Annotated in this window: 17 protein-coding genes and 5 pseudogenes; 10 read left to right on the forward strand and 12 right to left on the reverse strand. The window is 64.6% G+C overall.

Annotation, left to right across the window (positions count from 1 at the left end; translation table 11 throughout):
• Positions 1-168: 168 nt before the first annotated feature.
• The 4 genes and pseudogenes from EI171_RS37630 to EI171_RS46855 form a co-directional block, all read right to left on the reverse strand.
• Positions 169-3474 (reverse strand): carboxyl transferase domain-containing protein, encoded by a 3306-nt coding sequence (locus EI171_RS37630; protein ID WP_161536283.1) that lies wholly within the window; start codon positions 3472-3474, stop codon positions 169-171.
• A 12-nt stretch (positions 3475-3486) separates the two neighbouring features.
• Positions 3487-5208: an AMP-binding protein gene (locus tag EI171_RS37635; RefSeq protein WP_161536284.1), complete on the reverse strand. Its 1722-nt coding sequence runs from the start codon at positions 5206-5208 to the stop codon at positions 3487-3489.
• A gap of 148 nt (positions 5209-5356) precedes the next feature.
• A complete protein-coding gene (locus EI171_RS37640; RefSeq protein ID WP_161536285.1) occupies positions 5357-6028 on the reverse strand; it encodes an aspartate/glutamate racemase family protein in 672 nt (223 codons plus the stop codon).
• Between the two features lie 12 nt (positions 6029-6040).
• Positions 6041-7722 (reverse strand): annotated as a pseudogene (locus EI171_RS46855) (methyl-accepting chemotaxis protein).
• A 295-nt stretch (positions 7723-8017) separates the two neighbouring features.
• On the opposite strand from EI171_RS46855, the gene EI171_RS37650 reads away from it, so the two are divergent.
• Both EI171_RS37650 and EI171_RS37655 read left to right on the forward strand, forming a co-directional pair.
• Positions 8018-8518 carry a hypothetical protein gene (locus EI171_RS37650; protein WP_161536286.1) on the forward strand — a complete coding sequence of 167 codons (501 nt, stop codon included), beginning with the start codon at positions 8018-8020 and terminating at the stop codon, positions 8516-8518.
• An 11-nt stretch (positions 8519-8529) separates the two neighbouring features.
• Positions 8530-9003 (forward strand): hypothetical protein, encoded by a 474-nt coding sequence (locus tag EI171_RS37655; RefSeq protein ID WP_161536287.1) that lies wholly within the window; start codon positions 8530-8532, stop codon positions 9001-9003.
• Positions 9004-9006: 3 nt separating this feature from the next.
• Here the strand turns inward: EI171_RS37655 and EI171_RS37660 are convergent, their stop codons facing one another.
• Positions 9007-9606, reverse strand: a complete 600-nt coding sequence (locus EI171_RS37660) for a TetR/AcrR family transcriptional regulator (protein WP_038965445.1) — start codon at positions 9604-9606, stop codon at positions 9007-9009.
• A 166-nt stretch (positions 9607-9772) separates the two neighbouring features.
• On the opposite strand from EI171_RS37660, the gene EI171_RS37665 reads away from it, so the two are divergent.
• The 3 genes from EI171_RS37665 (at position 9773) to EI171_RS37675 (ending at position 11027) form a co-directional block, all read left to right on the forward strand.
• Positions 9773-10150: a tautomerase family protein gene (locus EI171_RS37665; protein WP_161536288.1), complete on the forward strand. Its 378-nt coding sequence runs from the start codon at positions 9773-9775 to the stop codon at positions 10148-10150.
• Positions 10151-10258: 108 nt separating this feature from the next.
• The gene (locus EI171_RS37670) at positions 10259-10630 is read left to right on the forward strand and encodes a hypothetical protein (protein WP_161536289.1); all 372 of its coding nucleotides are present in this window, start codon (positions 10259-10261) and stop codon (positions 10628-10630) included.
• 1 nt (position 10631) lies between these two features.
• Positions 10632-11027 carry a GFA family protein gene (locus EI171_RS37675; protein WP_161536290.1) on the forward strand — a complete coding sequence of 132 codons (396 nt, stop codon included), beginning with the start codon at positions 10632-10634 and terminating at the stop codon, positions 11025-11027.
• A 3-nt stretch (positions 11028-11030) separates the two neighbouring features.
• Here the strand turns inward: EI171_RS37675 and EI171_RS37680 are convergent, their stop codons facing one another.
• From EI171_RS37680 to EI171_RS37690, 3 genes are read right to left on the reverse strand one after another with little or no spacing between them, the layout of a single operon-like run.
• Complete coding sequence (locus tag EI171_RS37680) at positions 11031-11894, reverse strand: DUF1989 domain-containing protein (RefSeq protein WP_246740345.1); 864 nt, start codon at positions 11892-11894, stop codon at positions 11031-11033.
• A 44-nt stretch (positions 11895-11938) separates the two neighbouring features.
• Positions 11939-12868, reverse strand: a complete 930-nt coding sequence (locus EI171_RS37685) for a GTP-binding protein (protein ID WP_028172897.1) — start codon at positions 12866-12868, stop codon at positions 11939-11941.
• A 3-nt stretch (positions 12869-12871) separates the two neighbouring features.
• Positions 12872-14377, reverse strand: a complete 1506-nt coding sequence (locus tag EI171_RS37690) for an amidohydrolase family protein (protein WP_231166634.1) — start codon at positions 14375-14377, stop codon at positions 12872-12874.
• A 163-nt stretch (positions 14378-14540) separates the two neighbouring features.
• Between EI171_RS37690 and EI171_RS37695 the strand changes: the two genes are divergently transcribed.
• Positions 14541-15872, forward strand: coding sequence for a PcfJ domain-containing protein (locus tag EI171_RS37695; RefSeq protein ID WP_246740346.1), 1332 nt, complete (start codon positions 14541-14543; stop codon positions 15870-15872).
• Positions 15873-16708: 836 nt separating this feature from the next.
• Positions 16709-17482 (forward strand): annotated as a pseudogene (locus EI171_RS37700) (IS630 family transposase); the annotation flags it as partial.
• On the opposite strand, the gene istB reads toward EI171_RS37700, so the two are convergent.
• The gene (gene istB, locus EI171_RS37705) at positions 17471-18334 is read right to left on the reverse strand and encodes an IS21-like element helper ATPase IstB (protein WP_039183785.1); all 864 of its coding nucleotides are present in this window, start codon (positions 18332-18334) and stop codon (positions 17471-17473) included. The pseudogene EI171_RS37700 and the gene istB sit on opposite strands and share 12 nt — an antisense overlap.
• A gap of 8 nt (positions 18335-18342) precedes the next feature.
• A pseudogene (gene istA, locus EI171_RS37710) lies at positions 18343-19833 on the reverse strand (IS21 family transposase); the annotation flags it as partial.
• Positions 19834-19942: 109 nt separating this feature from the next.
• Between istA and EI171_RS37715 the strand changes: the two are divergent.
• Positions 19943-20302: pseudogene (locus EI171_RS37715) on the forward strand (transposase); the annotation flags it as partial.
• Positions 20303-20312: 10 nt separating this feature from the next.
• Here the strand turns inward: EI171_RS37715 and EI171_RS37720 are convergent.
• A pseudogene (locus tag EI171_RS37720) lies at positions 20313-20504 on the reverse strand (IS5/IS1182 family transposase); the annotation flags it as partial.
• 92 nt (positions 20505-20596) lie between these two features.
• On the opposite strand from EI171_RS37720, the gene EI171_RS37725 reads away from it, so the two are divergent.
• Positions 20597-21364: a hypothetical protein gene (locus EI171_RS37725; RefSeq protein ID WP_161536292.1), complete on the forward strand. Its 768-nt coding sequence runs from the start codon at positions 20597-20599 to the stop codon at positions 21362-21364.
• Positions 21365-21500: 136 nt separating this feature from the next.
• Positions 21501-22055, forward strand: coding sequence for an SEC-C metal-binding domain-containing protein (locus EI171_RS45975; RefSeq protein ID WP_246740347.1), 555 nt, complete (start codon positions 21501-21503; stop codon positions 22053-22055).
• Between the two features lie 70 nt (positions 22056-22125).
• Here EI171_RS45975 and EI171_RS37735 read toward each other — a convergent pair whose 3' ends face one another.
• On the reverse strand, positions 22126-22761 hold the full coding sequence (locus EI171_RS37735; RefSeq protein ID WP_011090041.1) for a response regulator transcription factor: 636 nt from the start codon (positions 22759-22761) through the stop codon (positions 22126-22128).
• Positions 22762-22879: the final 118 nt, after the last annotated feature.

Here is a 22879-nt window from a genome sequence, read left to right on the forward strand (position 1 = left end):
GATGTCAATCGGGAACCCCCTCGTCATTCCGGGGCGGCTCGAAGAGCCGAACCCGGAATCTCGAGATTCTCAGGTGTGCAATTGCACACCATGGTTCGATGCTTCGCATCGCCCCGGAATGACGGCTGAAGCAATAGCCGCAACGCAATCAAAATTGCTGCACTGCGCTCACCACGTATCGATGCAGGGCCTCTTCTTCTCCGTCCGCGCGGGCGGCTTCGGCGCCGACCTAAGCCCCGCCATGATCCAGCGCCGCGTCTCGGCGGGGTCGATGACGTTGTCGATCTCGAACACGGACGCGATCGAGACCGCCTTGCCGTTGGCATAGAGCTCGGCGACCTTGTTGCGGTAATAGGTCTCGCGCTCTTCGGGGTCGGCGATCGCCTCCATCTCCTTGCGGAAGCCGAGGCGGACATAGCCCTCGAGGCCCATGCCGCCGAACTCGCCGGTGGGCCACGCCGCAGTGAAGAACGAGGCGTGGAAGCCGCCGCCGATCATCGACTGTGCGCCGAGGCCGTAGCCCTTGCGCAGCACGATGCCGAACAGCGGCACGGTGAGGCTCGCGCCGGTCACGAACATGCGCGAGACGTGCCGCACGATCGCGGTCTTCTCGGCTTCCGGGCCGACCATGAAGCCGGGCGTGTCGCAGAGCGAGACGATCGGCAGATCGAACGCGTCGCAGAGCTGGAGAAAGCGCGCGGCCTTGTCGCCGGCATCGGCATCGATCGCGCCGCCGAGATGGCGCGGGTTGTTGGCGATCAGGCCGAACGGCTTGCCCTCGATGCGGATCAGCGCGGTGATCATGCCGACGCCGTAGTCGCGGCGCAGCTCCAGCACGCTGTCCCTGTCCGCGACGAGATCGATCACGCTGCGGATGTCGTAGACGCGCAGGCGGTTCTCCGGAATGGCGCGGCGGAGCAGACGCTGGTCGGCGGCCTGCCAGTCGGTCACCGCGCCCTGGAAATAGGACAGGTATTTTTGCGCGACGCGCGTCGCCTCCTCCTCGTCCTCGACGAGGATGTCGATGACGCCGTTCGGCGACTGGAACGAGACCGGGCCGACCTCGGCCGGATGGTAGACGCCGAGGCCGCCGCCCTCGATCATCGCGGGGCCGCCCATGCCGATCGAGGCGTTCTTGGTGGCGATGATGACGTCGCAGCAACCGAGCATCGCGGCATTGCCGGCAAAGCAATAGCCGGAGACGACGCCGATGACGGGCACCAGGCCGGAGAGCCTTGCGAACTGCACGAAGGACGGGCCGTCGAGCCCGGTCATGCCGAGCCGGTCGGTATCGCCGGGCCGGCCGCCGCCGCCCTCGCCGTAGAACACCAGCGGCACGCGCCAGTCTTCCGCCAGCGTCAGCATGCGGTCGATCTTCTTGTGGTTCATGTGGCCCTGCGTGCCCGCGAGCACGGTGTAGTCATAGGCCACGACGATGCAGCGCGCGCCCTCCGGGCCGAACTTCTCGCCATTGACGGTCGCAACGCCCATGACGAGGCCGTCGGCCGGCGTGTTCTTGATGAGGTCGTCGAGCTTGCGCCGGCGGCGCTGGGCCGCGATCGCGAGGCTGCCGTACTCCATGAAGGAGCCGTCGTCGACGAGCTGCGCGACGTTCTCGCGGGCGGTGCGCTGGTTGGTGTTGCGGCGGCGCTCGACCGAGGCCGGCCGGTTCGCATCGAGCGTGTTGGCCTGGCGCGCGATCAGCTCGGCGAGATCAGGACGGATGTGGTCGAGGTCGACATCGGCTTCCGCCGCCGACGCGTCGGCCGCGACGTCGAGCGGCTCCAGATACAGGATCGGTTCGCCGTGCATCAAAGTGGCGCCGTCTCCGGCGACGAGCTTCGTGACCCTGCCGCCCTGCTCGGCCATGACGAGATGCTCCATCTTCATGGACTCGATCACGGCAAGCTGCTGGCCGGGGCGCACGACTTCGCCTTCCTTCACCTGGATGGTGACGATGGTTCCCTGCAGGGGTGCCGCGACCATCACCGCGCCTTCAGGCACGGCCTGCGTAATGTGCGTCTCCATGCCGTGACCGCCGCCTCGCTCGGTCGGGGCGAAGTAGAGCGGCTTGGCTGCGCCATCGGCCGCCTCGACCAGTTTCGCGATGTTGCGATCGATGAAATCGGTCGCGATCCGGTTGGTCCTGAAATCGGGATGCGCGAGCACCGCCTGGAGGAAGGCGATGTTGGTGACGACGCCGTCGATCCGGAATTCGCGCAGGGCGCGCGAAGCCTTGGCGACCACGTCATGCCAGGCCTCGCCCGGCGTATGCACGATGACTTTTGCGAGCAGCGAATCGAAGGCCGCGCTGGTCTTGTAGCCCGCATAGCCAAAACTATCGACACGGACGCCGGGCCCCGACGGCGGCTCGAACAAGGCGAGCACGCCGCCGGTCGGATGCGTCGCGCCAGTCTCGTCCAGCGTCTCCATGTTGACGCGGAGCTGCATGGCGTAGCCGCGCGGCTTCGGGATCGATCCCTGCGCAAGGTCGAGCGAGGCCAGCGTGCTGCCTGCTGCGACCGCGAGCTGGGCGCGGACGAGGTCGAGGCCGAGCACCGCTTCCGTCACGGTGTGCTCGACCTGGAGCCGCGGATTGGCCTCGATGAAGGCAAAGCTATCCTCCGCCGTGCCGTCGACCAGGAACTCGAAGGTACCGAGATTGTCGTAAGCCGCGGCGGTCGCGAGTTGCCTCGCCGCCTCGATGATGCGGCCGCGCAAGGGCTCGCTCAGCGACGGGCTCGGCGCCACCTCGACCAGCTTCTGGTGCCGGCGCTGGATGGTGCATTCGCGTTCCCAGAGATGAGAGACCGCGCCATGACGGTCGCCGATGATCTGCACCTCGATATGACGCGCCTGGCGGATCAGCCGCTCGGCATAGACGCCGTCGAAGCCGAATGCCGCCTTGGCCTCGGACTGGCAGCGCGCATAGGCTTCCGCCAGATCGGCCGCATTCTCGACCACGCGCATGCCGCGGCCACCGCCGCCGGCCATCGCCTTGATCACGATCGCCGCGTTGCCGCCAAGCGACGTGAAGAACGCCGTGATCTCCTCGAGCGACGAAGGCCCGCTGGTGCCGGCGATGATCGGCACGCCGCAGCGTTTGGCCAGTTGCCGTGCCGCGACCTTGTCGCCAAACAGTTCGAGCGCTGTCACCTTTGGCCCGACAAAGGTGATCCCCTGCTCGCCACAGGCCTTGGCGAACGCGGCATTCTCGCTCAGAAAACCGTAGCCGGGATGCACGGCATCGCAGCCGGCGCCCTTCGCCGCCGTCACCACGGCCTCGATGTCGAGATAGGCCCGCGCGCCGCGGCCAGGGATCTCGAGCGCCTCGTCGGCGACACGCACATGCAGCGACAGCGCGTCGTCTGCAGGGTGGATCGCTACCGTCGCGATGCCGGCATCGGCCGCCGCGCGCGCGATGCGGATGGCGATCTCGCCGCGATTGGCTATCAGGAGTTTCTTGAACGACATGATGTCTCTCACTCAGACTGCGGCGGGCAGATTTGGATCGAGGTCCTGCTTCTTCACCTTGCCCGTCGCCGTCAGGGGCAGAGCTTCGATGATGCGAATCTCCGGGACCTTGTAGACGGCCATGCGCTCGGCGCACCAGGCACGCAGGCTCTCTGCCGAGATGGTACCGACCGCCTCCGGCTTGAGCTGGATATAGGCCACCGGCACCTGCCCCTTGTCGGGATCGTCGCGTCCGACCACGCCCGAGCCCAGCACCTTCGGATGCTGACCCAGCAGCGCCTCGATCTCCGGCGGGAAGACGCTCATGCCCTTGACCTTCAGCATCTCCTTGCGGCGGCCGAGGAAGTGCAGGAAGCCGTCCTTGTCGATGCTGCCGATGTCGCCGGTGCGCAGCCAGCCATCGACGAGCGACTCCGCGGTCGCCTCCGGCTTGTTCCAGTAGCTCTTGAGCAGCGACGGGGTGCGCACCCGGATCTCGCCTTCCGCACCGAGCGGCAGCAGCGCGCCGGTCTCGAAATCGGTGATCTTGAACTCGGCGCCGGGGACGGGCAGGCCGACGAAGATCGGCTGGTTGTTCAGATCGAAATCGTCGTCCTGGAAGCCTGATGTGAAGGTGTTGGAGGTGTGGGTCTCGGTCATGCCCCAGGCCGCCTCCATCAGGATCGTGCCGGTGAGGTCCTTCCAGCGCCTGCGATAGTCGGCGTTGAGCTTCTTGACGAAGGAGACGACGCGCACCTGCTTCAAGGACGACAGGTCGAACTCGCTCCAGCGCGGATGGTCCATCAGCTCCACCGCTCCGTCGACCGGCATCGCGGTGATCGTAACCTTGTACTTGTCGATCGCGGCCATCGCGCCGACGGCATCCCAGCGCGCCAGCAGAACCAGCGTCGCGCCGGAAAACAGCGGAAAAATCAAGCCAAAGTTCTCACCGGCAATCCAGAACTCCGGAAAGAACGACAGGAACACGCTGCTCTCGTCCGACAGGACCGAGATGCCGTAATTGGCGGCGGCGGTATAGACCATGTCGCGATGGGTGTGAACGCAGCCCTTGGGCATGCCGGTGGTGCCGCCGGTGTAGTTGAGCGCAGCGACCTCATCGAGGCCGGGCGGCGGCAGCGGCGACGGCGCGGGCATCGCGGCAAGCGCCGGCAACAGATCGGTCGCGCCTGCGGCCGCGATCCGCGGCGCGCGGATCGATTCCGGCGTGGGAAACGCAGGCGCCGCCGGCACGACATCGGCAAAGCTGGTGACGATGATCTCGCGCAGCCGCACCTCGCCCCTCACCTGCTCGACAACGGAGATGAGCTGGTCCAGTGCCACGATTACGTCGGCCTGGGTATCGTTGAGTTCGTAGGACAGCTCGAACGCGCGCGACAGCGGGCTGACGGGGACGTGGACCGCGCCGAGCTTCAGGATGCCGAAGAACACGATGTGAAATTGCGGGCAGTTCGGCAGGAAGACGGCGACGCGATCGCCCTTGCGCACGCCCTTGGCCTGCAACAGGGCCGCGAAGCGGTCGCTCTGCCGGTCGAGATCGGCGTAGGTAGTGACGTGCCCGTAGAAGATCACCGCCGGACGCTCCGGGCTCCGCCTCGCCCAGGCGCGCAGATATTCCGTCAAGGGAACTTCGCCGTGCAGATAGTTCGGCGAATGCGGCAGGCCCTTCGGCCAGGCCTTGTCCCACAACCCGCGCAAGGTGGCGAGGTAGTCCTTCTCGTTGAGGCCTGCACTCATGGCGTCTTTCCCGTGCTGTTTTTTCTTTTCGCGAGGGCACGCGCGTGCCCTCGCTCGGCGTCGTTACACGTCGAGCACCGCACACTTCATGTCAAGGAAAACAGTTTTCCGCATCACGGCCGATGCCGCGGCGCGGAAAAAGCGGACGTTACGCCGCGACGAGGCGAATGATCCGCCTCACGGCCGATGGGATCGGCGCGATGACAGGGACAGTGAACATCGGCTGAAGCTCGCGCGCGGCTTCCCCCAGCGGCCCGCCGCCGATGATGACAGCTTCCGCCCCGTCCTTCGCGATGCAGGCCTCGACCGCGCCGGCGAGGGCTGCGCGCAGCTGCGCCGGATCGCGCATCAGCTCTTGCGGATCGCCTTCGGCAAAGCGCGTGCCGGTGTAGCGCGATCGCAGCCCCAGCGCCTCCGGCAACGCGTCGATCTTCGACTTGAGCAGCGGTGTCGTGGTCGCCACACCGAAGCGACGGCCTCCTGCGGCGGCCTCCAGCATCGACGACTCGCCGATGCCGACCGCAGGCAGCTTCATCGCAGCCCTGATTCCGGCGAGACCGGGATCGCCGAACGCTGCGACGATGATGCCGTCCGGGGAAGCTCGATGCGTCCGCGCGATCTCCTCGACCTCGGCGGCGGCCGCCTCCAGCGCCTCCGCCGACACGATCATCGACGGCGCGCGCGTTGCCGTGGCGCCGACGATGTCGAAACCGGCCACGGCGGCCGACCTCGCGATGGCCACCATCATCGCGGTGGTCGCCTCGAGACTGTTCGGATTGATCAGGAGGATGCGCGCACGCCGATCAGGGTTTTGGTCCATCCCACCGCTATACTAGGCCGCCCGCACGCCGGCAACGAAGGCGCTGACCTCGTTCTCGAGCGATTGCAGTTTCTGCGTCAGCCGGCCGCTGGATTGTAGCACGAGGCCGGCGGCCTGGCCGGTCTCGGCGGTCGCATCGGTCACACCGGAGATGTTTTGCGAGACCTGATCCGTGCCGGACGCCGCCTCCTGCACGCTGTGCGCGATGGCCTGCGTCGCCGCGCCCTGTTCCTCGACGGCGGCTGCGATCGACGAGGAGATCTCGTTGACCTCCATGATGGTGGCGCGAATGCTCTCGATATTGCCGACGACCTGATTGGTCTCGGCCTGGATCGCGTTGATCTGCGCGCCGATCTCGTCGGTCGCCTTCGCGGTCTGGCTCGCCAGCGACTTCACCTCACTCGCGACCACCGCAAACCCCCTGCCGGATTCGCCCGCACGCGCCGCCTCGATGGTGGCGTTGAGCGCGAGCAGATTGGTCTGCGAGGCGATCTGGTTGATGAGGTCGATGACCTCGCCGATCTTGTGCGCGGCGGCGGCAAGCCCCTGCACCGTATCGTTGGTGCGCTGGCCGTCGGCGGCCGCCTTGTCGGCCACCGTCGCGGCCTGCGCGACGCGCTGGCTGATCTCGGTGATCGAGGACGACAGCTGGCCGGCGGCGGAGGCCACCGTCTGCACGTTGCTCGACGCCTGCTGGCAGGCCGTTGCCACGAAGCTGGCGCGATCGGTCGCCTTGTTCGCGGTCTCCGACATGCCTTGCGCAGCCTGCTGCATCGCGCGCGCCTCATCGAACACGTCGCGGACCACGGCCTGGACACTCGCCTCGAACTTGCCGGCGAGATCGGCCATCGTCCTGCGCTTCTCGTCGTCGGCTCGCTGCTTCGCCTCCTGCTGCTCGGCATGCATCCGGCCCACGGCCGACGCATTGTCCTTGAACACGGCGAGCGCGTTGGCGAGCCCGCCGACCTCATCGCGCCGATCGTGTAGGGCACGTCGAACGCACTGTCGCCGGCGGCGAGGCGTTCGGTCAGCGCCGTAATTCCTGCCAGCGGCTTCGTGACGCTGCGTCCGATCACGAAGGAGGCACCGAGCACCAGCACGAGCACGACAAGACACACCAGCGCGAACGTCGTCGCGTTCTGGCGGAACACGGCATCGACGTCGTCGAGATAGATGCCGGTGCCGATGATCCAGCCCCAGGGCGCGAAGCCCCTCACATAGGAGATCTTCCCGACCGGCTGGTCGAAGCCGGGCTTCGGCCAGAGATAGCTGTAGAAGCCGGCGCCCTGCTTGCTGACGACGTCAACGAAGCCCATGAACAGCGCGTTGCCGGCGGGGTCCTTCATCCCCGAAAGGTCCTTGCCGTCGAGCTCGGGCTTGATCGGGTGCATGACCATCCTGGGGGTCATGTCGTTGATCCAGAAATACTCGACCTTGTCGTAGCGCAGGCTCTTGATCTCCGCCATCGCGGCAGCCTGCGCCTGCTCGCGCGGGAGTTTTCCGTCGCTCTCGAGCTTCTGATAGTGCGCCAGGATGCCGTAGCCGACGTCCACCATGTGCTGCGTCTTGGCCTGGCGATCGGCGACCATCTGCGTGCGCAGGGTCGAAAGCGCGATCGGCGCCAGCGCGATCATGCCGAGGAGGCTGATGCCGACAATCAGGACCAGCTTGAAACTGATGCGGGAGAAAATCATCGGGGCTCGCAAAATTGGAAGGGCTGATATGCCAGTTTATCCCGCTCCCCTTAGCAAAGCTTTAAGCATTCGGGTTCCCCAAATCCCCGCAAAATCGCGTGGGCGCTCGGCGGCATGCCGTATGCGGTCCGGCAGGTTTGCGGGGCCGGCCGCATCCGAGATCCGAACGCTTCAAATCTAGAAGACCTCGATATCGGCCCTCGACGCGTTGACTTGCGACAGGCTCTGGCGGAACGATCAACGCAGATCGTCAGCGCCAGACGCGGCGTGCGCCCAGCCCAAGGCCACAGGCTCAATGCATCAATCGACATACGCCAAGCCCCTCGACCTTCCCGCACTGACCGCAGCCGAGCGACTCTTCATCTGGGGATTTCGCGCCAAGGCGCGCAGCGGAAGCGCCGTTCCGACCGCGGCCGACATCCAGCAGGTGTACGACCATTTCCGCGTCGGCGATGCCGTGCCGTCGCTGGAATCGATCATCGAGATCTTTGCCTGCACGGCGCATACGGCGATCGAAGTGCATTGCCCCACCTGTCCGCGCATGTCGGAGAGCGAGCACGGAATCCTGCGGGCGATCGCCGCCGCGCAGAAGGAGCGCGACGATGTCGCGCGCGAGCAGTTCGAGTGCTGGCTGCCGCCGGTGGGCGCGGATTGGGCGCTGGCGCCGGTCCGGGGACTTGCGACCATCTTCCGCATGGCCGGCCTCATTCTGCCTGATCGGCATGTCGAGCCTTTTGACCAGGACCGGACAATGGTGATGAAGAGCTGGCTTGTGGGCAGTCCCACGTTGCATTGATGAGATCGTTCATGATGGAGGCTGCGAGCAATTCCGTGCCTGACCCGGAAGCCGGCCAGTCGCGGCTCTGCCCGCTTCAAGCCGCGCTTGCGACCCGTCCCGGCGTCGAAAGCTACGATCAATTCTGCCGCGTCGCGCTTTCGCTGTTCCGCTTCATTGGCGCTGCCTATGCGACCGGCGCGTCCGATTGCTGGGAGGCGGCCTATCGCTTCGCCGACGAGGCGCCCGGCATTGCCGACAGCCCGCTGCTGGTCGCGCGAGCGGCTGCGCTCGTCAGGATCCTGCGCAGCGGCCGGCCATGCGAGCTGTGCTTCTTGCCACCGTCGTGCCGGCGCCTCTCGAAGGACGAGACGGAGTTGATGCGACTGCTGTCGGTCGCGCGCAGCAAGCAGCCCGGTGAACTCGAGACAATCGTCTGCGGGTTCGTCGGCTCCGGGAAAGAGGATGCGACAACGCGGGCGGTCAACGCGCTTGCCTGCTGCTGACGCCTAACCGCCCGCCTTGCCGAGCACGAGATCGATCGTGTGGGACGCGATCTTGCGCAGCTGCGCGTCGTCGCCGAAGGCCCGTTCGAGCACGGCGAGGCCGCGCGTCACCGTGATGATGTGGAGCGCTGCGACCGCAGGATTGCCGTTGAACTCGCCGCGTTTCGCGCCTGCCGACAATGTGTCCTGAACCAAAGCGGTGATGCGCGAGATGAGGTTCGCAAAGGCCTGGCGCGCGTCCTCGTCGAGCCCCTCGCCTTCGACCGCACCGAGCTCCATCAGGCCGCGCGTGGTCGGACATCCGCGCGGTGGCGAGCCCGAGCGGAAATTCACGATGGTCAGGTCGAAGAATGCGGTGAGGCGTTTTCGCAAACTGCCGGCACCGAGCGCCTTTTGCAGGGCGAGGAGGTAATCGCCCGCGTAGCGCTCATAGGCCTGCAGGAACAGCGCCTCCTTGCTGCCGAAGGCATTGTAGAGGCTGCCGCGCTGGACGCCGGCGTCGCGCGCGATGTCGGACAGCGAGGTGCCGCGCACGCCCTTGCGCCAGAACTGGTCGAACGCAATGCGCAGGACGTCGTCGTGGTCGAACTCGCGCGGTCTCAAATGTCGATCCTCGGCCTGAAAGTATTTGACACGGTGTCAAGAACGTGTTTTCTCGACATGGTGTCAAAAACCAATTGGGATTGATAGCCCGTTTCGTCAATGAGCCGGACCGCCGGCGCGCACCATGCGCCCTGGCCGGTCGGCCCGCATGCAAAGGGACCAGCTCATGCCTCTTCTTCACATCTCGATGCGCGCCGGAAAGCCCGACGCCTACCGGCAGGCGATCCTCGACGGTCTCTACCGCGCCATGCGCGAGGCGCTGAACGTGCCCGAGGGCGACGAGTTCATGACAATCAGCGAACATGAACCCACGAACTTCCGCTGCGGCAATGCCTACGGCGTCGAGCGAAGCGAGGACGCTGTGCTGATCCAGATCACCGTGTTCGCCTCGCGCACCCCTGAGCAGAAGAAAGCGCTGTACCGGCGGATCGCGGAGCTGCTCGGCGAGAACCCGGGCATCCGGCCCGAGGACGTGTTCGTGAACGTGCTCGATGCCCCCGGGGAGAACTGGTCGGTCGGCCACGGCCTCGCACAGTTCGCGTGAACTTGCCGGGCGCGGAGTTGCCCGCGCCCCCTTGAGAATTGCCGGCCGGAAGGGTCTGATAGGCGGCGGAGGAAACCTCCGCCGAGCCGAACCCGGGACCTGAGCCGCATGACCATGTCGGTCGAGCAATTGTGGAGCCTGCCTGAAACCGCGCTGGTCGGCGCCTACGCAGAGGCGCGGCGCCGCTACGCGGAGAAGAAGTTCGAGCGCGACACCCAGCGGGCGCGGCTCGAATGGATGCGCGCAAAGCTGATCGTCAACACGCAGGGCAATGTGACCGAGCGCAAGATGGCGGTGGACGTTTCCGAGGAGCTGGCGCGCAAGGGCCAGGAGGTACGCGAGATGACGCGCGATCTCGACATGCTGAAGATCGACGTGGACGTGATCGACACGATGATCCGGCTGCGCGGCGCGCACGGCGCCCCGCCGGTTCATGCCGAAGAGGCGGCCGAGAAACCGGCCGAGCCGGAGGGGGAGTGAGATGGCTGCGTTCCGCGGAAGCTGCCTGTGCGGCGAGGTCGCGTTCGAGGTCGAGGGTCCGTTCGATCGCTTCCTCAACTGCCATTGCTCGCGCTGCCGCAAAGCGACCGGGACCGCGCATGCCTGCGAGGTGATCGTGAAGGGGGCGGCGCTGCGCTGGCTGCGCGGGGAAACATCCGTCGCGCGCTTCGATCTGCCCAATGCACGAAGCTTTGCGACCGCGTTCTGCAAGAGCTGCGGCAGCCCGATGCCGCATCTCACGCGCAGCGGACGCGAGGCGATCATCCATGCCGGCGCGTTCGACGAGCCGCTGGGCGCGGCACCTGACCGGCACGTGCATTGGACGTCCCGCGCGGATTGGTACGCGCACGGGGACGGATTACCGGTGGAGGATTGAAGCTCAGCTTTGCGCATGCCCACCGTGGCGGCGGTGATACGCGCTTGGGGACGGCCAGCTCCAGTCCGTCAGTGCCGTTCGATCCGGCTCGAAGATCTCGATCTTGAGCGGATGACATGCCGCGGCATCGCTGGAATGGGTTGCGCTACAGTCTCCACCGGGACAGGCCGACAACGCGCCGAGCAGGTCGATCTCCGCGAGAAATTCGATGAAGTCGCCGGGACGGACTGGACTTGCCTTCATGAAATATTGGTGCGTGTCCTTCGTGAAGCCGGTGCACATGAAGACGTTGAGTACGTCGTGGATATGATGCTCGATCGCGCGTGGCTCCATCTCGAGCTCAGCGGCAAGTGCGCGGGACAGGTTGGAATGGCAACAGAAATCGTAAGCCGTACCGTTCAACAGGAGATTTGTATAGGGGTCGCAGCGCGTGCCGATGACATCATGAATGCCGGCGCCGTCCTCGTCGAAGCCGTACCAGCCGAGCGTGTCGTGACTGATGGTCGCCATCGGCCGAAGGTAGGGCATATTGCTCCAGAGCCGGTCCCCGATGCCGACATGCGTACCATGGAGCGCCCGCGTCTTGCCGCTGAAGAAGCGCTCGGAGAGATCCTCCGCATTCCAGAGATTGAGGTCGCCGACCTGAGGACCTTCGATGCTGACGATGCGGAAAAACTGGCCGCGCGCCACGCGAAATGTTCTGGCATCGCGTGGCGGCACGGTGAGCTCGTGCGTCTTGACCATCGTGCGGCGAGCTTGCTCAAGCGCGGCCAGGTCAGGCCCGGGCATCGTGCCGGCCGGATAGACGATCGTCGGCTTGGCGGCGCGGCGCGAAGCGGCGTCTGCGGGTGCGATTTTGGGCGACATGCCAAGCTGATCCCTGTGACTGCAATCCATCCTACCGCCTCATCTCACCCACTCGCAACGCACTCCGCCATGATCCCATCGAGCTCCGCCTTCGAGAGAACGCCGAGCTCGGCGATGAAAACGATGCGTGACCGCGGCACGCCTGGTGTCGGCGCCTCACCCGGCGCCAGTGTTGCGCGGCCGCCGGCGAACTGAAACACCGTCAGACGGCCGGGCTGCTCGACGGTCTCGAACAGGCCCTTGGCGCGGGCGAGTTTCGGCGCCAGCCGGCCGATCGCCTGCTGCAAGCGCGGCAACGAGATTGGGTGGTCCGAGGTCCAGCTCAACGTCTCGAAGCGTTCCTCTGCCGGCCGCCGCGGCCCCGGCTCGCGTGTCGCTGGCGCGCGATCGATGGCTGCGGGAAACAGCAGCGCGGCGGGAATCTCGCCGTGCTGCGCATCGACCACCACGGCGGGGACGCGCAGCGCGCGGATGGCTTCGCGCATGCCGGCACCCGCGCCCTCGTCCGCCAGATCCAGCTTGCTGAGCGCCACGATATCGGCGACCCGCAGCTGCGCGCGCACCAGCGCGTCATCCAGGGCTGACGGCAGTGTGCCTGCGTCCATCACGCAGAGCACGGTTTCCAGCGGCGCCTCGCGCAGGATCACCGGATCCATCAGGTTGCGCACGATGTCGGAGGGATCGGCGACGCCGCTGGTCTCGATGACGATATACTCCGGCTTCGGATCACGCCGCAGCAGTGTCGACAGCGTGCGGAGCAGATCGCCTTCGAGCGAGCAGCAGATGCAGCCGTTGGCAAGGCTCACCACGCCGTCGCTCGCGCCCGCGATCAGCTCCGCATCGATGTTGATCGCGCCGAAATCGTTGACCACGGCGGCGATGCGCCGTCCCTCCGCATGCGCCAGCAGATGGTTGACGACCGTGGTCTTGCCCGCCCCCAGAAAGCCCGTGACCAGGAGAATGGGGACCGGCATGGGTCAGCCCTCGACGACCGGGCGGCGCACCGGCCGGCCGGGCCGCGCAGTCACATCCAGAATGCCGTCGCTGATCAGCGGCTGGCCGCTGACGACGAGATGCCGCACGCCCTCGGACGGCCGGTTCATCGCCGTGAACGTCGCGCGGTCGCTCAGCTTCTCGTAATCGAACACGACGATGTCGGCATCGGCGTCCTTTGCGAGCCTGCCCTTGGCGCGCATCGCGGGCGTGCTCTGCGACAGGATCTCCGCAGGGATCAGCGCACATTTGCGCACGCCTTCCAGCAGCGACACCGTCTTGCGCTCGCGCACCCATTCGCGGATGAATTTCGTGAAGCAGCCGGCCGAGCGGGGATGCGAGGTGGCGTCATCCGGCAGCGGCCAGGCATCGCCGGTGTAAGTCTTGCCGTCCGACGTCGTCCACGGCATCGCGTCGGACGCGATGGCGCCGCCGGGATACAGCACCGACATGTCGAGCAGGTCGCGGTGATGCGAATTGTTCTCGGTGTCGAGGATGTGCCAGAGCACCAGCGAGGACGGCTCTTCGGCCTGCGCCTTGAGCAGCTCCGCGCGATCATGGAAGCGATAGCCGTCGGTCACGCGCTGCACGGAATCGTAACCGGTGCCGTTGCGCTCGACGAATTGGGGATCACTGAAGAAGGCCGCGGCCAGCACGGTCGAACCGGTGCCGTAAGGATAGGCCTCGACCGTAATGGGCAGGCCCTGCGCCTGCGCCTTCTCGACCAGCACGCGGCAGCGCTCGATGTCGGTCTTGCTCGACGAGTTGAAGTGGCAGATGTGCATATGCGCGCCGGTGGCGCCGGCATAGCCGATCAGGCGGATATAGGCCTCCGCCGCGCTCTCGGGGTCGATGCGCGACATGTAGGCGACGTGGGTGAAGGTCGGCACGTCCTGCTTCGCGGCGAGCTGGCAGACCGCGGTCAGCTCCTGCACGCCGGCGCCCGGCGCGTAGGCGTTCAGGATGCCGATGCCGATGCCGCCCTCGTTGAGGCCGCGCGCGAGGCGATCGAGGATGCCGGCGACCTCCGCATCGCTCGCCACATTGTCCATCCAGCGGCGGTCGCGCATGGCGTTGCCGAACGCCTCGAGCGAGCTCTCCGCGTTGGAGCCCGTCATCGCGCCGATGCGCGCAAAAGCCCAGTTGGTGGCGGCGCCGTAGTTCAGCACGCGCCCCTTCCTGGCCTGGCGCTCATACCAGGATGCGACCGGCAGCACGCCGGCCTCGAGATCGAGCGTCGTCGTCACGCCGTCGAACGCCTGCATGCGATCCGCCGGGATCGACTGGCCATGCGCGTGCAGGTCGATGAAGCCCGGCGCCACCACGAGCCCGGTGGCGTCGATCACCCGCTCGGCGCCGCCGAGCGAGGAGCCGACGGCGGCGATCTTGCCGTCCACCACCGCCACATCGCCGATGGCATCCATCCCGCTCGCGGGATCCACCACCCGGCCGCCAGAGATCACCAAACCGCTCATATCGTCACTCCGCATGCCATTGCCAAAACCTCCAAAGACCCGGCAGCAGCTTCGGAGGTGCGTCTGGGCCGCATAGAGGCAGATTTTTGTGACAACGACCACCGCCGCGGATGCCGATGCAGCATGCATATTGCCGCGCGGCTGTCGCGGGGACGCGCATACGAGATGCAGTCTCGGGTTGCATCCCGGCAAATGCCAAGCTATGGGATGCGCGCAATTTCATTTTTGGAGGCGACCATGTCTACGACTGCACGCTTCCCGGGTTCGACGCGCGATATTTGACGCGCTTCCCGGGATCGGTTCCCGGGTGAGACCACCAAGCCCTGCATCAAATCGAATCTGCCGCGACCTATTGGCGCGCGTTTGCGAACCTATTGTCATGACATCCAATCTCAAGCTGGCCCCTGATCGAGGCGACCGGCGTTGCGACCTGCTGGAAAGCCGGCTGCGGCGATATCACCCGCGCTTCCAGGGCGCGGTGCGCGCCTTGGCCGTGCGGCATCCGCGCATTGCGGACCTTGCCGCGAGCTTTCCCGCGCTGCTCTTCGCGCTTGCTGTTCCGCGGCGGGGGCTCGATCCTGCACGCGCGATTGCGTGCGTGATCGACGGCCATGCCCTCGCGGAGGCGGCGGCTGCCGCCGACGCCCCGCTGTGGCTGCGCAAGCTGCCTCCGGAAACGTTTGCGCGTCCGATCCCGCGATTGCCCGACGGCGAACTCTTTCGGCGACAGATCGCGAACCACCTTCCGCGCTCTCCCAAGCTCGCGCCGACATGGCTTCAGCTCGTGGCCGATGCCGCCGAGCTCGCGCACGAACCGATGGCGGCGTGGATCGCGCGTGAATTTGCGCGCGAGCCGCGACGGGTGAAGCCTGCACGGCTGCGGCTGATTTGTCTCTGGGCCTGGTATTCGACCGAGCCCGCGACGTTGGGACATGATCTGATCGAGAGGCCATGGACACCGGACATGCGCATCGATGCCGCACGTTCGGCCGCAGAGGATTGGCGGACGATCGTGGCCCTGCATGCGAACCTCGGCCGCCAGCCGATCGCCGATATGTGGCTGCGCCCCGGCCGGGTGGCGGGCTACGAATTTTTGCCGCTGGATTCGATTGCCGCCATCACCGAGGAGGCGAAGGCAATGAGGAATTGCCTCAACACCTATGGCCAGAACCTCGCGCACAACCGGTCGCGGGTCTGGAGCATACGGGAGGATGGCCAACGGGTCGCGACGCTGCGGATCGCCTGCCGCTATCGCGATCCGCTGCCGAACATCGTCGAGCTCAAAGGGCCCGGCAACATCGAGGTATCGCGCGAGCTGTGGTGGGCGGCGCGCCAATGGCTGCACAGGCACGATCTGTCGCAGATCGACATGAGGCAGCGAGATTGGGGAACGACGCCGCTCGACCGCGGAAGCTGGGTGCCCCTGTGGCGGCCATACTGGCTCGCCAAGCGCCGCATTCCGGACTGGCTGCCGATGGCCCCGTCGCGCAAGGCGTTCGACACGCTGTGAGTGGACGCGGTGTTTTCCCATCCCAGTCAGGCCGACACGCGGCCGCAGTCTCGCGGCATGATTTGCCCGAGCTATGCTTCGCTTCACACCCTCTCTCCAAAAGAAAGGGCGCAGGGAAGACCGGGCGCCGGCTGGCACCCATTAAGACCCCTGCGCTGAACAGATGCACACGCAATGCACAGGGGAGACACAGGGCAGCCGAAACCCGGCCTTCCCTGCGCGATGGTTTGACGGCCTATGCCGCGCTCTCCCGGGAGCCGAGTTCGTTCTGGCCTCCCTCGCCTTCGCGAAATGCACGGCATCGCGCCGGTTGACGCGAATAACGCCTTCGCCAGGGCTTGACCGTAGCAACGACGGCCAGGACCACACGGTTTCGCCGTACGCAGGCACCCCTGCTTCGCCTGAGGGCTTCGCAGGACATGCCTGCCTCACCCGAGGCCTCGCAGGGCTTGAGCGCCGTCCGTCGATCGCGGTCCGTAGTGCGCTCACGAGGTTCATCTCGCCCTGCACGCTACTGACCGCCTTTAACGCCGCCCGCGTCCACCGCAACCCAGCCCGCGTTCGTGACGACGTACGACCGCCCCTTTTGCCGGGCTGGGATGGCCGACAAATACGATAAATCCGAATTTCGGTAAAGTGGAATATTTTGAAGGTGAAGGCTTGACAACTGAATCACGCTGTTTCGTGATCACTATCATGAGGCGCATCTTCTACGCCGCCGGCCCTATCCAAAGGTCGCCTCCAAGCGATCAAAGCCGACCCACCCGTACTAGTCATCTGGAACGCAAGTTCGTCACATTAGTTGATAGCTCGAATCTCTACAGAGGAGAGAGCTCGTGGCTAATGCAGGTGAGCGAGGCCGGCCGATCGCGCCGTTGGTGCTTAGTCCGCAGGAGCGGGCGTACTTGGAGAGGCAAGTTCGTCGTCATCGCGTTGCCCGATCGCTATCTGAGCGATGCCGCGCGATCCTGCGATGCGCGGATGGATTGCCAAGCAAGTCTGTGGCTGCCGAACTCGGCCTGCACGAACACACCATTGGCAAGTGGCGTCGCCGATTTTTGAAGGACCGCTGTGATGGCCTGCTTGACGAGGCACGCCCTGGCCGCCCTCGAACCATCAACGACGATCAGGTTGCTGAGGTGATCGAGCGGACGTTGCGGACGACGCCAGCCGATGCCACGCATTGGTCGATCCGCTCGATGGCTGCGGAAACCGGCTTTTCCCACACCACGATCCGCCGAATGTGGGCGGCGTTCGGCTTGCAGCCGCACCGTAGCCAGACATTCAAGCTATCGAGCGATCCGCTGTTCGTCGACAAGGTACGCGACATCGTCGGCCTTTACCTGTCCCCACCGAACCGAGCCCTTGTCCTCAGTGTCGATGAGAAAAGCCAGATCCAGGCCCTGGATCGCGAGCAGCCGGTCCTTCCGATGATGCCGGGCGTACCGGAACGGCGCACGCACAGCTATGTGCGGCATGGTACGACCTCGCTGTTTGCCGCGCTCGATGTCGCCTCGGGATTCGTCATCGGCAAATGTTACAAACGCCACCGGGCAATCGAGTTCTTGAAGTTCCTCAAAGAGATCGACGCTCAAGTGTCAATCGGCCTGTAAATTTGACCCCTCATCGGCGTCCAATTTTGACCCCTTCGTGCGCCGCGGTTTGACGGTAGCGCTCGGCTCGTTGGAGCTGGCCGGGATAGCGGAGACGAGACGAGCGCGGGTGGCGTGATCGTCGTCGCGGCTTTTGAAGCGCCAGCTGTCATTGCCGGTCTCGACGATGTCACAGTGATGGGTCAACCGATCGAGCAGCGCGGTGGTCATTTTGGCGTCGCCGAACACGCTCGGCCATTCGCCGAAGGCGAGATTGGTGGTCACGATGACGGAGGCGCGCTCATAGAGCCGGCTGACGAGGTGGAAGAGAAGCTGGCCACCGGACTGGGCGAAGGGCAAATAGCCGAGTTCATCCAGCACAATGAAGTCCATCCGGGTCAGATGCTCGGCGAGCCGTCCTTGCCGTCCGTTGCGGGTCTCGGTCTCGAGGCGATTGACGAGGTCGACTACGTTGAAGAAGCGGCCGCGGGCACCGGATCGGATGCAGCTTCTGGCGATGGCAATGGCCAGGTGGGTTTTGCCTGTGCCGGTGCCGCCAACCAGCACGACGTTGCGTTGTTGGGCGATGAAGCCGCCGCCAGCAAGATCATTGACGAGTGTCTGATTGATCGGCGTGCCGTCGAACTGGAAGTCGGCGATGTCCTTGGCAAGCGGAAGCTTGGCAATGGTGAGCTGGTATTTGATCGACCTGGCTTGCTTCTCGTTGATCTCGGCGTTGAGCAGGTCGCCGACAATGCGCTGAGGTTCGTGCTGGCGCTTGACGGCAGTTGCCATGATCTCGTCGAAGGCAGCCTTCATGCCGTAGAGCTTGAGTTCGCCCATGAGGTCGAAGATTTGGGTTCGTTCCATCAGATGGTCCTCCGGAGGTTGTCGTAGCGGGCACAATCGGCGATCGGTGCATGACGGAGCGTCAGTGCGGCCGGCGTCATGATGTTGGCCGGTGGGGCGGGTTCACGTTGACGGGCCAGGATATTGAGAACGACATCGGCCGAATGGACGCTGTGACTGAGCGCTTCGGCACAGGCCGCTTCCACCGCGGGCAGACCGTCAGTCAGCACCGCGTTGAGGATGTCGACCATCTGTCGATTGCCGTCGTCGGTGCTGGCAAGCTTGCGCCGGATCCGCTCGATCGCGGCTGGCAGCACCCAGTCTTTGAAGGGAGCACCGTTGCGCAAGGCGCCGGGTTTGCGGGCGAGCACCGGCACATAATGCCAGGGGTCGTAGACGGTATCGCCGCGGCCAAAGGATCGCGGGTGCTCGGCAACGATGCGTCCATCCTGACGGATCACGATGCGATCGGCATAGGCTTGAACCTCGACCGGTCGCCCGACTGCGCTGGCTGCGACCGAGTACTTGTTGTTGTCGAAGCGCACCAGGCAGGTCTTCGAGACCGATGCCGTCACCGCATGGAAGCCGTCGAAGCGGCCGGCATAGGGAACGAGTTTGGGGCGTTCGGCTTCGAACACTTCCCAGATCGTCTGATCGACCAGCTCCGGATGGCGATGAACCTTGGCGTAGGCGATGCATTTGTCGAGCAGCCAGGCGTTTAACTCGTCGAGGTTTTTGAACCGCAGCCGCGGCGTGAAGAAGCGTTCCCTGACCAGCCCGACCTGGTTCTCGACCTGCCCCTTCTCCCAGCCCGACGCTGGCGTGCAGGCGACCGGATCGACCAGATAGTGGCTGCACATCTGCAGGAAGCGGCGATTGTAGAGACGCCCTTTACCGACGAAGATCGTCTCTACGGCGGTCTTCATGTTGTCGTAGATGCCGCGGGTGCAGGTGCCTTTGAACAGGGCGAACGCCCGGTCGTGGGCGTCGAACACCATCTCCTGCGTCTCCCGCGGATAGGCCCGCACGAACAGCATGCGGCTGTGACAGAGCCGGACATGGGCGGCCTTCACCATCACCGTGGTGCCGCTCAGCAAGACCACCTCGTGGCTCCAGTCGAACTGGTAGGCTTCGCCTGGGGCAAAGCTTAGCGGGACATAAGCAGCCGCGGTCGATTGCCCGCGTTCCTTGCTCCACCGCCTGGCGTAACGCCGCACCGCATCGTAGCCGCCGTCATAGCCACGGCTGCGCAGCTCTTCGAAGATCCGGATTAACGTCAGCTGTTCACGAGCCGGTTTGGCCGCGTTCGCCGCCAGCAGTCCGTCGAGCTCTACTGCCCATCGTCCCAGCTTTGGCCGCGGCTGCACTTGCCGCTCGTACTCGAAGGAGGTCTCTCCTGACCTCAGCACCTTCCGGACCGTGTTCCGCGACACCTTCAGGTCACGGGCAATCTCCTTGATCGTCTTGCCCTTGATGAAGTGCTCGCGCCGAATCCGCGCAATCGTCTCCACGATCAGCATCCTCGACCACCTGCTTCATTCCAAAGCAGGCAGCGCAACAGACCAACCTATAGGGGGTCAATTTTGGACGCCGATCCCCGGCTTAGGGGGTCAATATTGCAGGCCGAATGACACTCAAGTCCCTGAAGGGATCGATGTCCATATCGTCATGGACAACTACGCCACTCACAAAACACCCAAGATCAAAGCGTGGCTCGCCCGCCGGCCGCACTATCATGTCCATTTCACGCCGACTTCCGCGTCATGGATCAACCAGGTCGAGCGCTGGTTCGCTGAGCTCACCAGAAAGCAGATCCAGCGAGGTGTTCACACCTCCGTCAGGCAACTCGAGGCCGACATCCGTACCTTCATCGATTTGCACAACAGACACCCGAAGCCCTTCAAATGGACCAAGTCCGCAGACCAGATTTTGGCGTCCGTCAAACGCTTCTGCCACAAAGCCCAGCAGACATTATGTGGCGAACTTTAGATTCAGGTGACTAGGACGTAGATTCATAAACGCGAAGCCAGAGTCGCATCGACGCCAGTTCGGCGAAGGCAAGGAAGTTGCTGGCGAGCTTGTCGTAGCGCGTGGCGACGCGGCGAAAGTGATTCAGTTTGCAGAAAAGGCGTTCAGTAAGGCTGCGTTCGCGGTAGAGCCGCTTGCTGAAGTAGGGCTTCAGCTTTCGGTTGGACCTGGCGGGGGATGTTGGGATGAGAGACGAAGGCTGGCGGAGGATATTTTCCAAGAAGACGTCAGCGGCGAGGCGATCGCCCGACCGAGATGGCGCGCGCAAACAGTTCGCTGTTCGCGACCTTTTGCCTGGTCGACCTGATCGACCGGGTTCGAGAACCGCGAATTCCCGATTTGCGCAACACCGAAGGGGACGAGGTGGTCCTCTGTGTTGCGCGCTTCCCTCTTGCAGCCGGCACGACGAGCAAAAGCATCCGGAGCGCGCTCCAGGCGCATGATGAATTTTGCATGACGGACACGACAAGCTGGAACTGGATCACCCGAGAAAGACGGGCCACCGCGGCGGCCGGCGAACGGCCAGGGCAGGCGTTGAACCTCGAGACCTGGCGCGACGACGGCTCACTCGTGCTCGGCGATGTGAGGCTGGAGGACAAGGCGGTCGTGCTCAGCGTGAACTCCCGGCAGCGATGCGAGCGCGGCAATGCGCTGCTGTCCGCGGTACTCGGCTCGCTCGTCGGGAAACCCTCGATCGAAACCGAGACTGTCGAACAGATGATGGCATCGCACAACGCCGCTGAGCCTCAGGAAGTCGACATCTCCGAGGCGGAGAAATGTGCGATAATCCACGATCAAATGGATCGGCACTACCGCAGCGTCCTCGATGAGCCGGTTCCCGCACTCGGAGGACTGACGCCACGTGCCGCAGTCAAGACAGACGATGGCCGAATTAAAGTCGTCGAATGGCTCAAGATGATGGAGAACGAGACCGCCAAGTCCGGCGCTCGCAACAGCGCAATGGCCAGTTACAACTTCGGTTGGCTATGGACGGAATTGGGTCTGGCTGGACTGAGGCGATGAACGAAATCACCAACTGACCGCTACGTCGTGGCCAGGAGATTGCTCAGCTCACCACGCTCATAATGGCTCTTTCCACGGAAGAGGATCCGTCAACGCGGTTGTATCGCAGGTGCTCCCAATGGGGAATTCATACAAAGTGGGACGAAACGACCCTTGCCCCTGCGGTAGCGGCAAGAAGTTCAAGAAGTGCTGCCTCGGCTCACAAAGCCCGAGCGAGCCATCATCCGGATTGCGCAGATTTGATCCGCGGGAAGTCGCCCGATCAGCGCTTGAGGACGAGAAAATCTCGACCTGGCGATATGATCCACTTGTGGAGCCGCATCCGGACCAGTGGCTTGCGCTGGATGAGCAAGAACGGATTGATCTCGTGCTGGCATATCATCGACATGCCGGGATCCGCCTCCCGCGGGAGCAATTGCACGCCGTCATTCACGCCATCGTCGAGAACCAGATTGCCGATGCCGAGCTGCCGGTGCGACGCACGGCGCAGCGACTGATGTCCGAAGGGCTGGATCGTCATGATGCGGTTCATGCGATCGGCTCGGTGCTCGCCGGACACATCAATGACCAGATGCGGGAGATCAAATCGGACGCCGACCACGCCGACATGCCGCCCGACCGAGACCCGAATGCGGATTATTTCGCTGAGCTGGAAGCTTTGACTGCGGAAGGGTGGCTTCGGTCCACGTGATCGTCGTGTCGACGCTTGTGCATCCTGCATGATCTGCACAGCACCCATTCCACGGCAACGGCGGCGTCTCTCAAGGCACAACCAGTTTCTTGCGAATGGCATAGCGGACCAGTTCGGCCGTCGACGACATTCCGAGCTTGCGCATGGCGGACGCACGATGGGTCTCGACCGTCTTCACGCTCAGCTTCAAAATGACGCTCATGGATCTGTTGGTATGCCCTTCCGCAATCAATTGGACCACGCTCTGCTCGCGCGACGTCAGCAGCATGTCCGACCTGCCATGCTTGTTGAGCTGGTAGTCGTGGAGCAGCTTCTCCACCAGGGCGCTGGTGAAGTAGGGCCTGCCGTCGAGCAGCGCCTCGATTGCGGAAATCAGGTGCTTCTTGGCATCCGACTTGAACAAGAAGCCGCGGACTCCCGCCAGAACGGCTTCGGACAGCAGTTCCTCGTCTTCATGCATCGTCAGGATCAGCACCTCCGTGCGCAGATCGAGTGCCTTGAGCCGGCGGCTGACCTCCAACCCGTTCATGAGTGGCATCGAATAGTCGACGATGACGATGTCCGACATCGTCTCCACGGCCAAACCGACGGCCTGCTCGCCATTGGTCGCTTCGCCGGCGACGATCCAGTTGGACTGCGTTTCGACAATCGCGCGAAGCCCTGAACGTACGACTGCATGATCATCCGCAATCAAGATGCGTTTCATGGCGTCGTTCTCGTTTTCCGGCCGCAATCGATGGAGACGGCCGGCAGCAGCAAGGTCGAACGATCATGCCGATCATGGCTCGAAGCGCCATCCTGCAAAACCCTGAACTGCCTCGGCG

Source organism: Bradyrhizobium sp. LCT2 (genome assembly GCF_009931255.1).
Lineage (GTDB): Bacteria > Pseudomonadota > Alphaproteobacteria > Rhizobiales > Xanthobacteraceae > Bradyrhizobium > Bradyrhizobium diazoefficiens.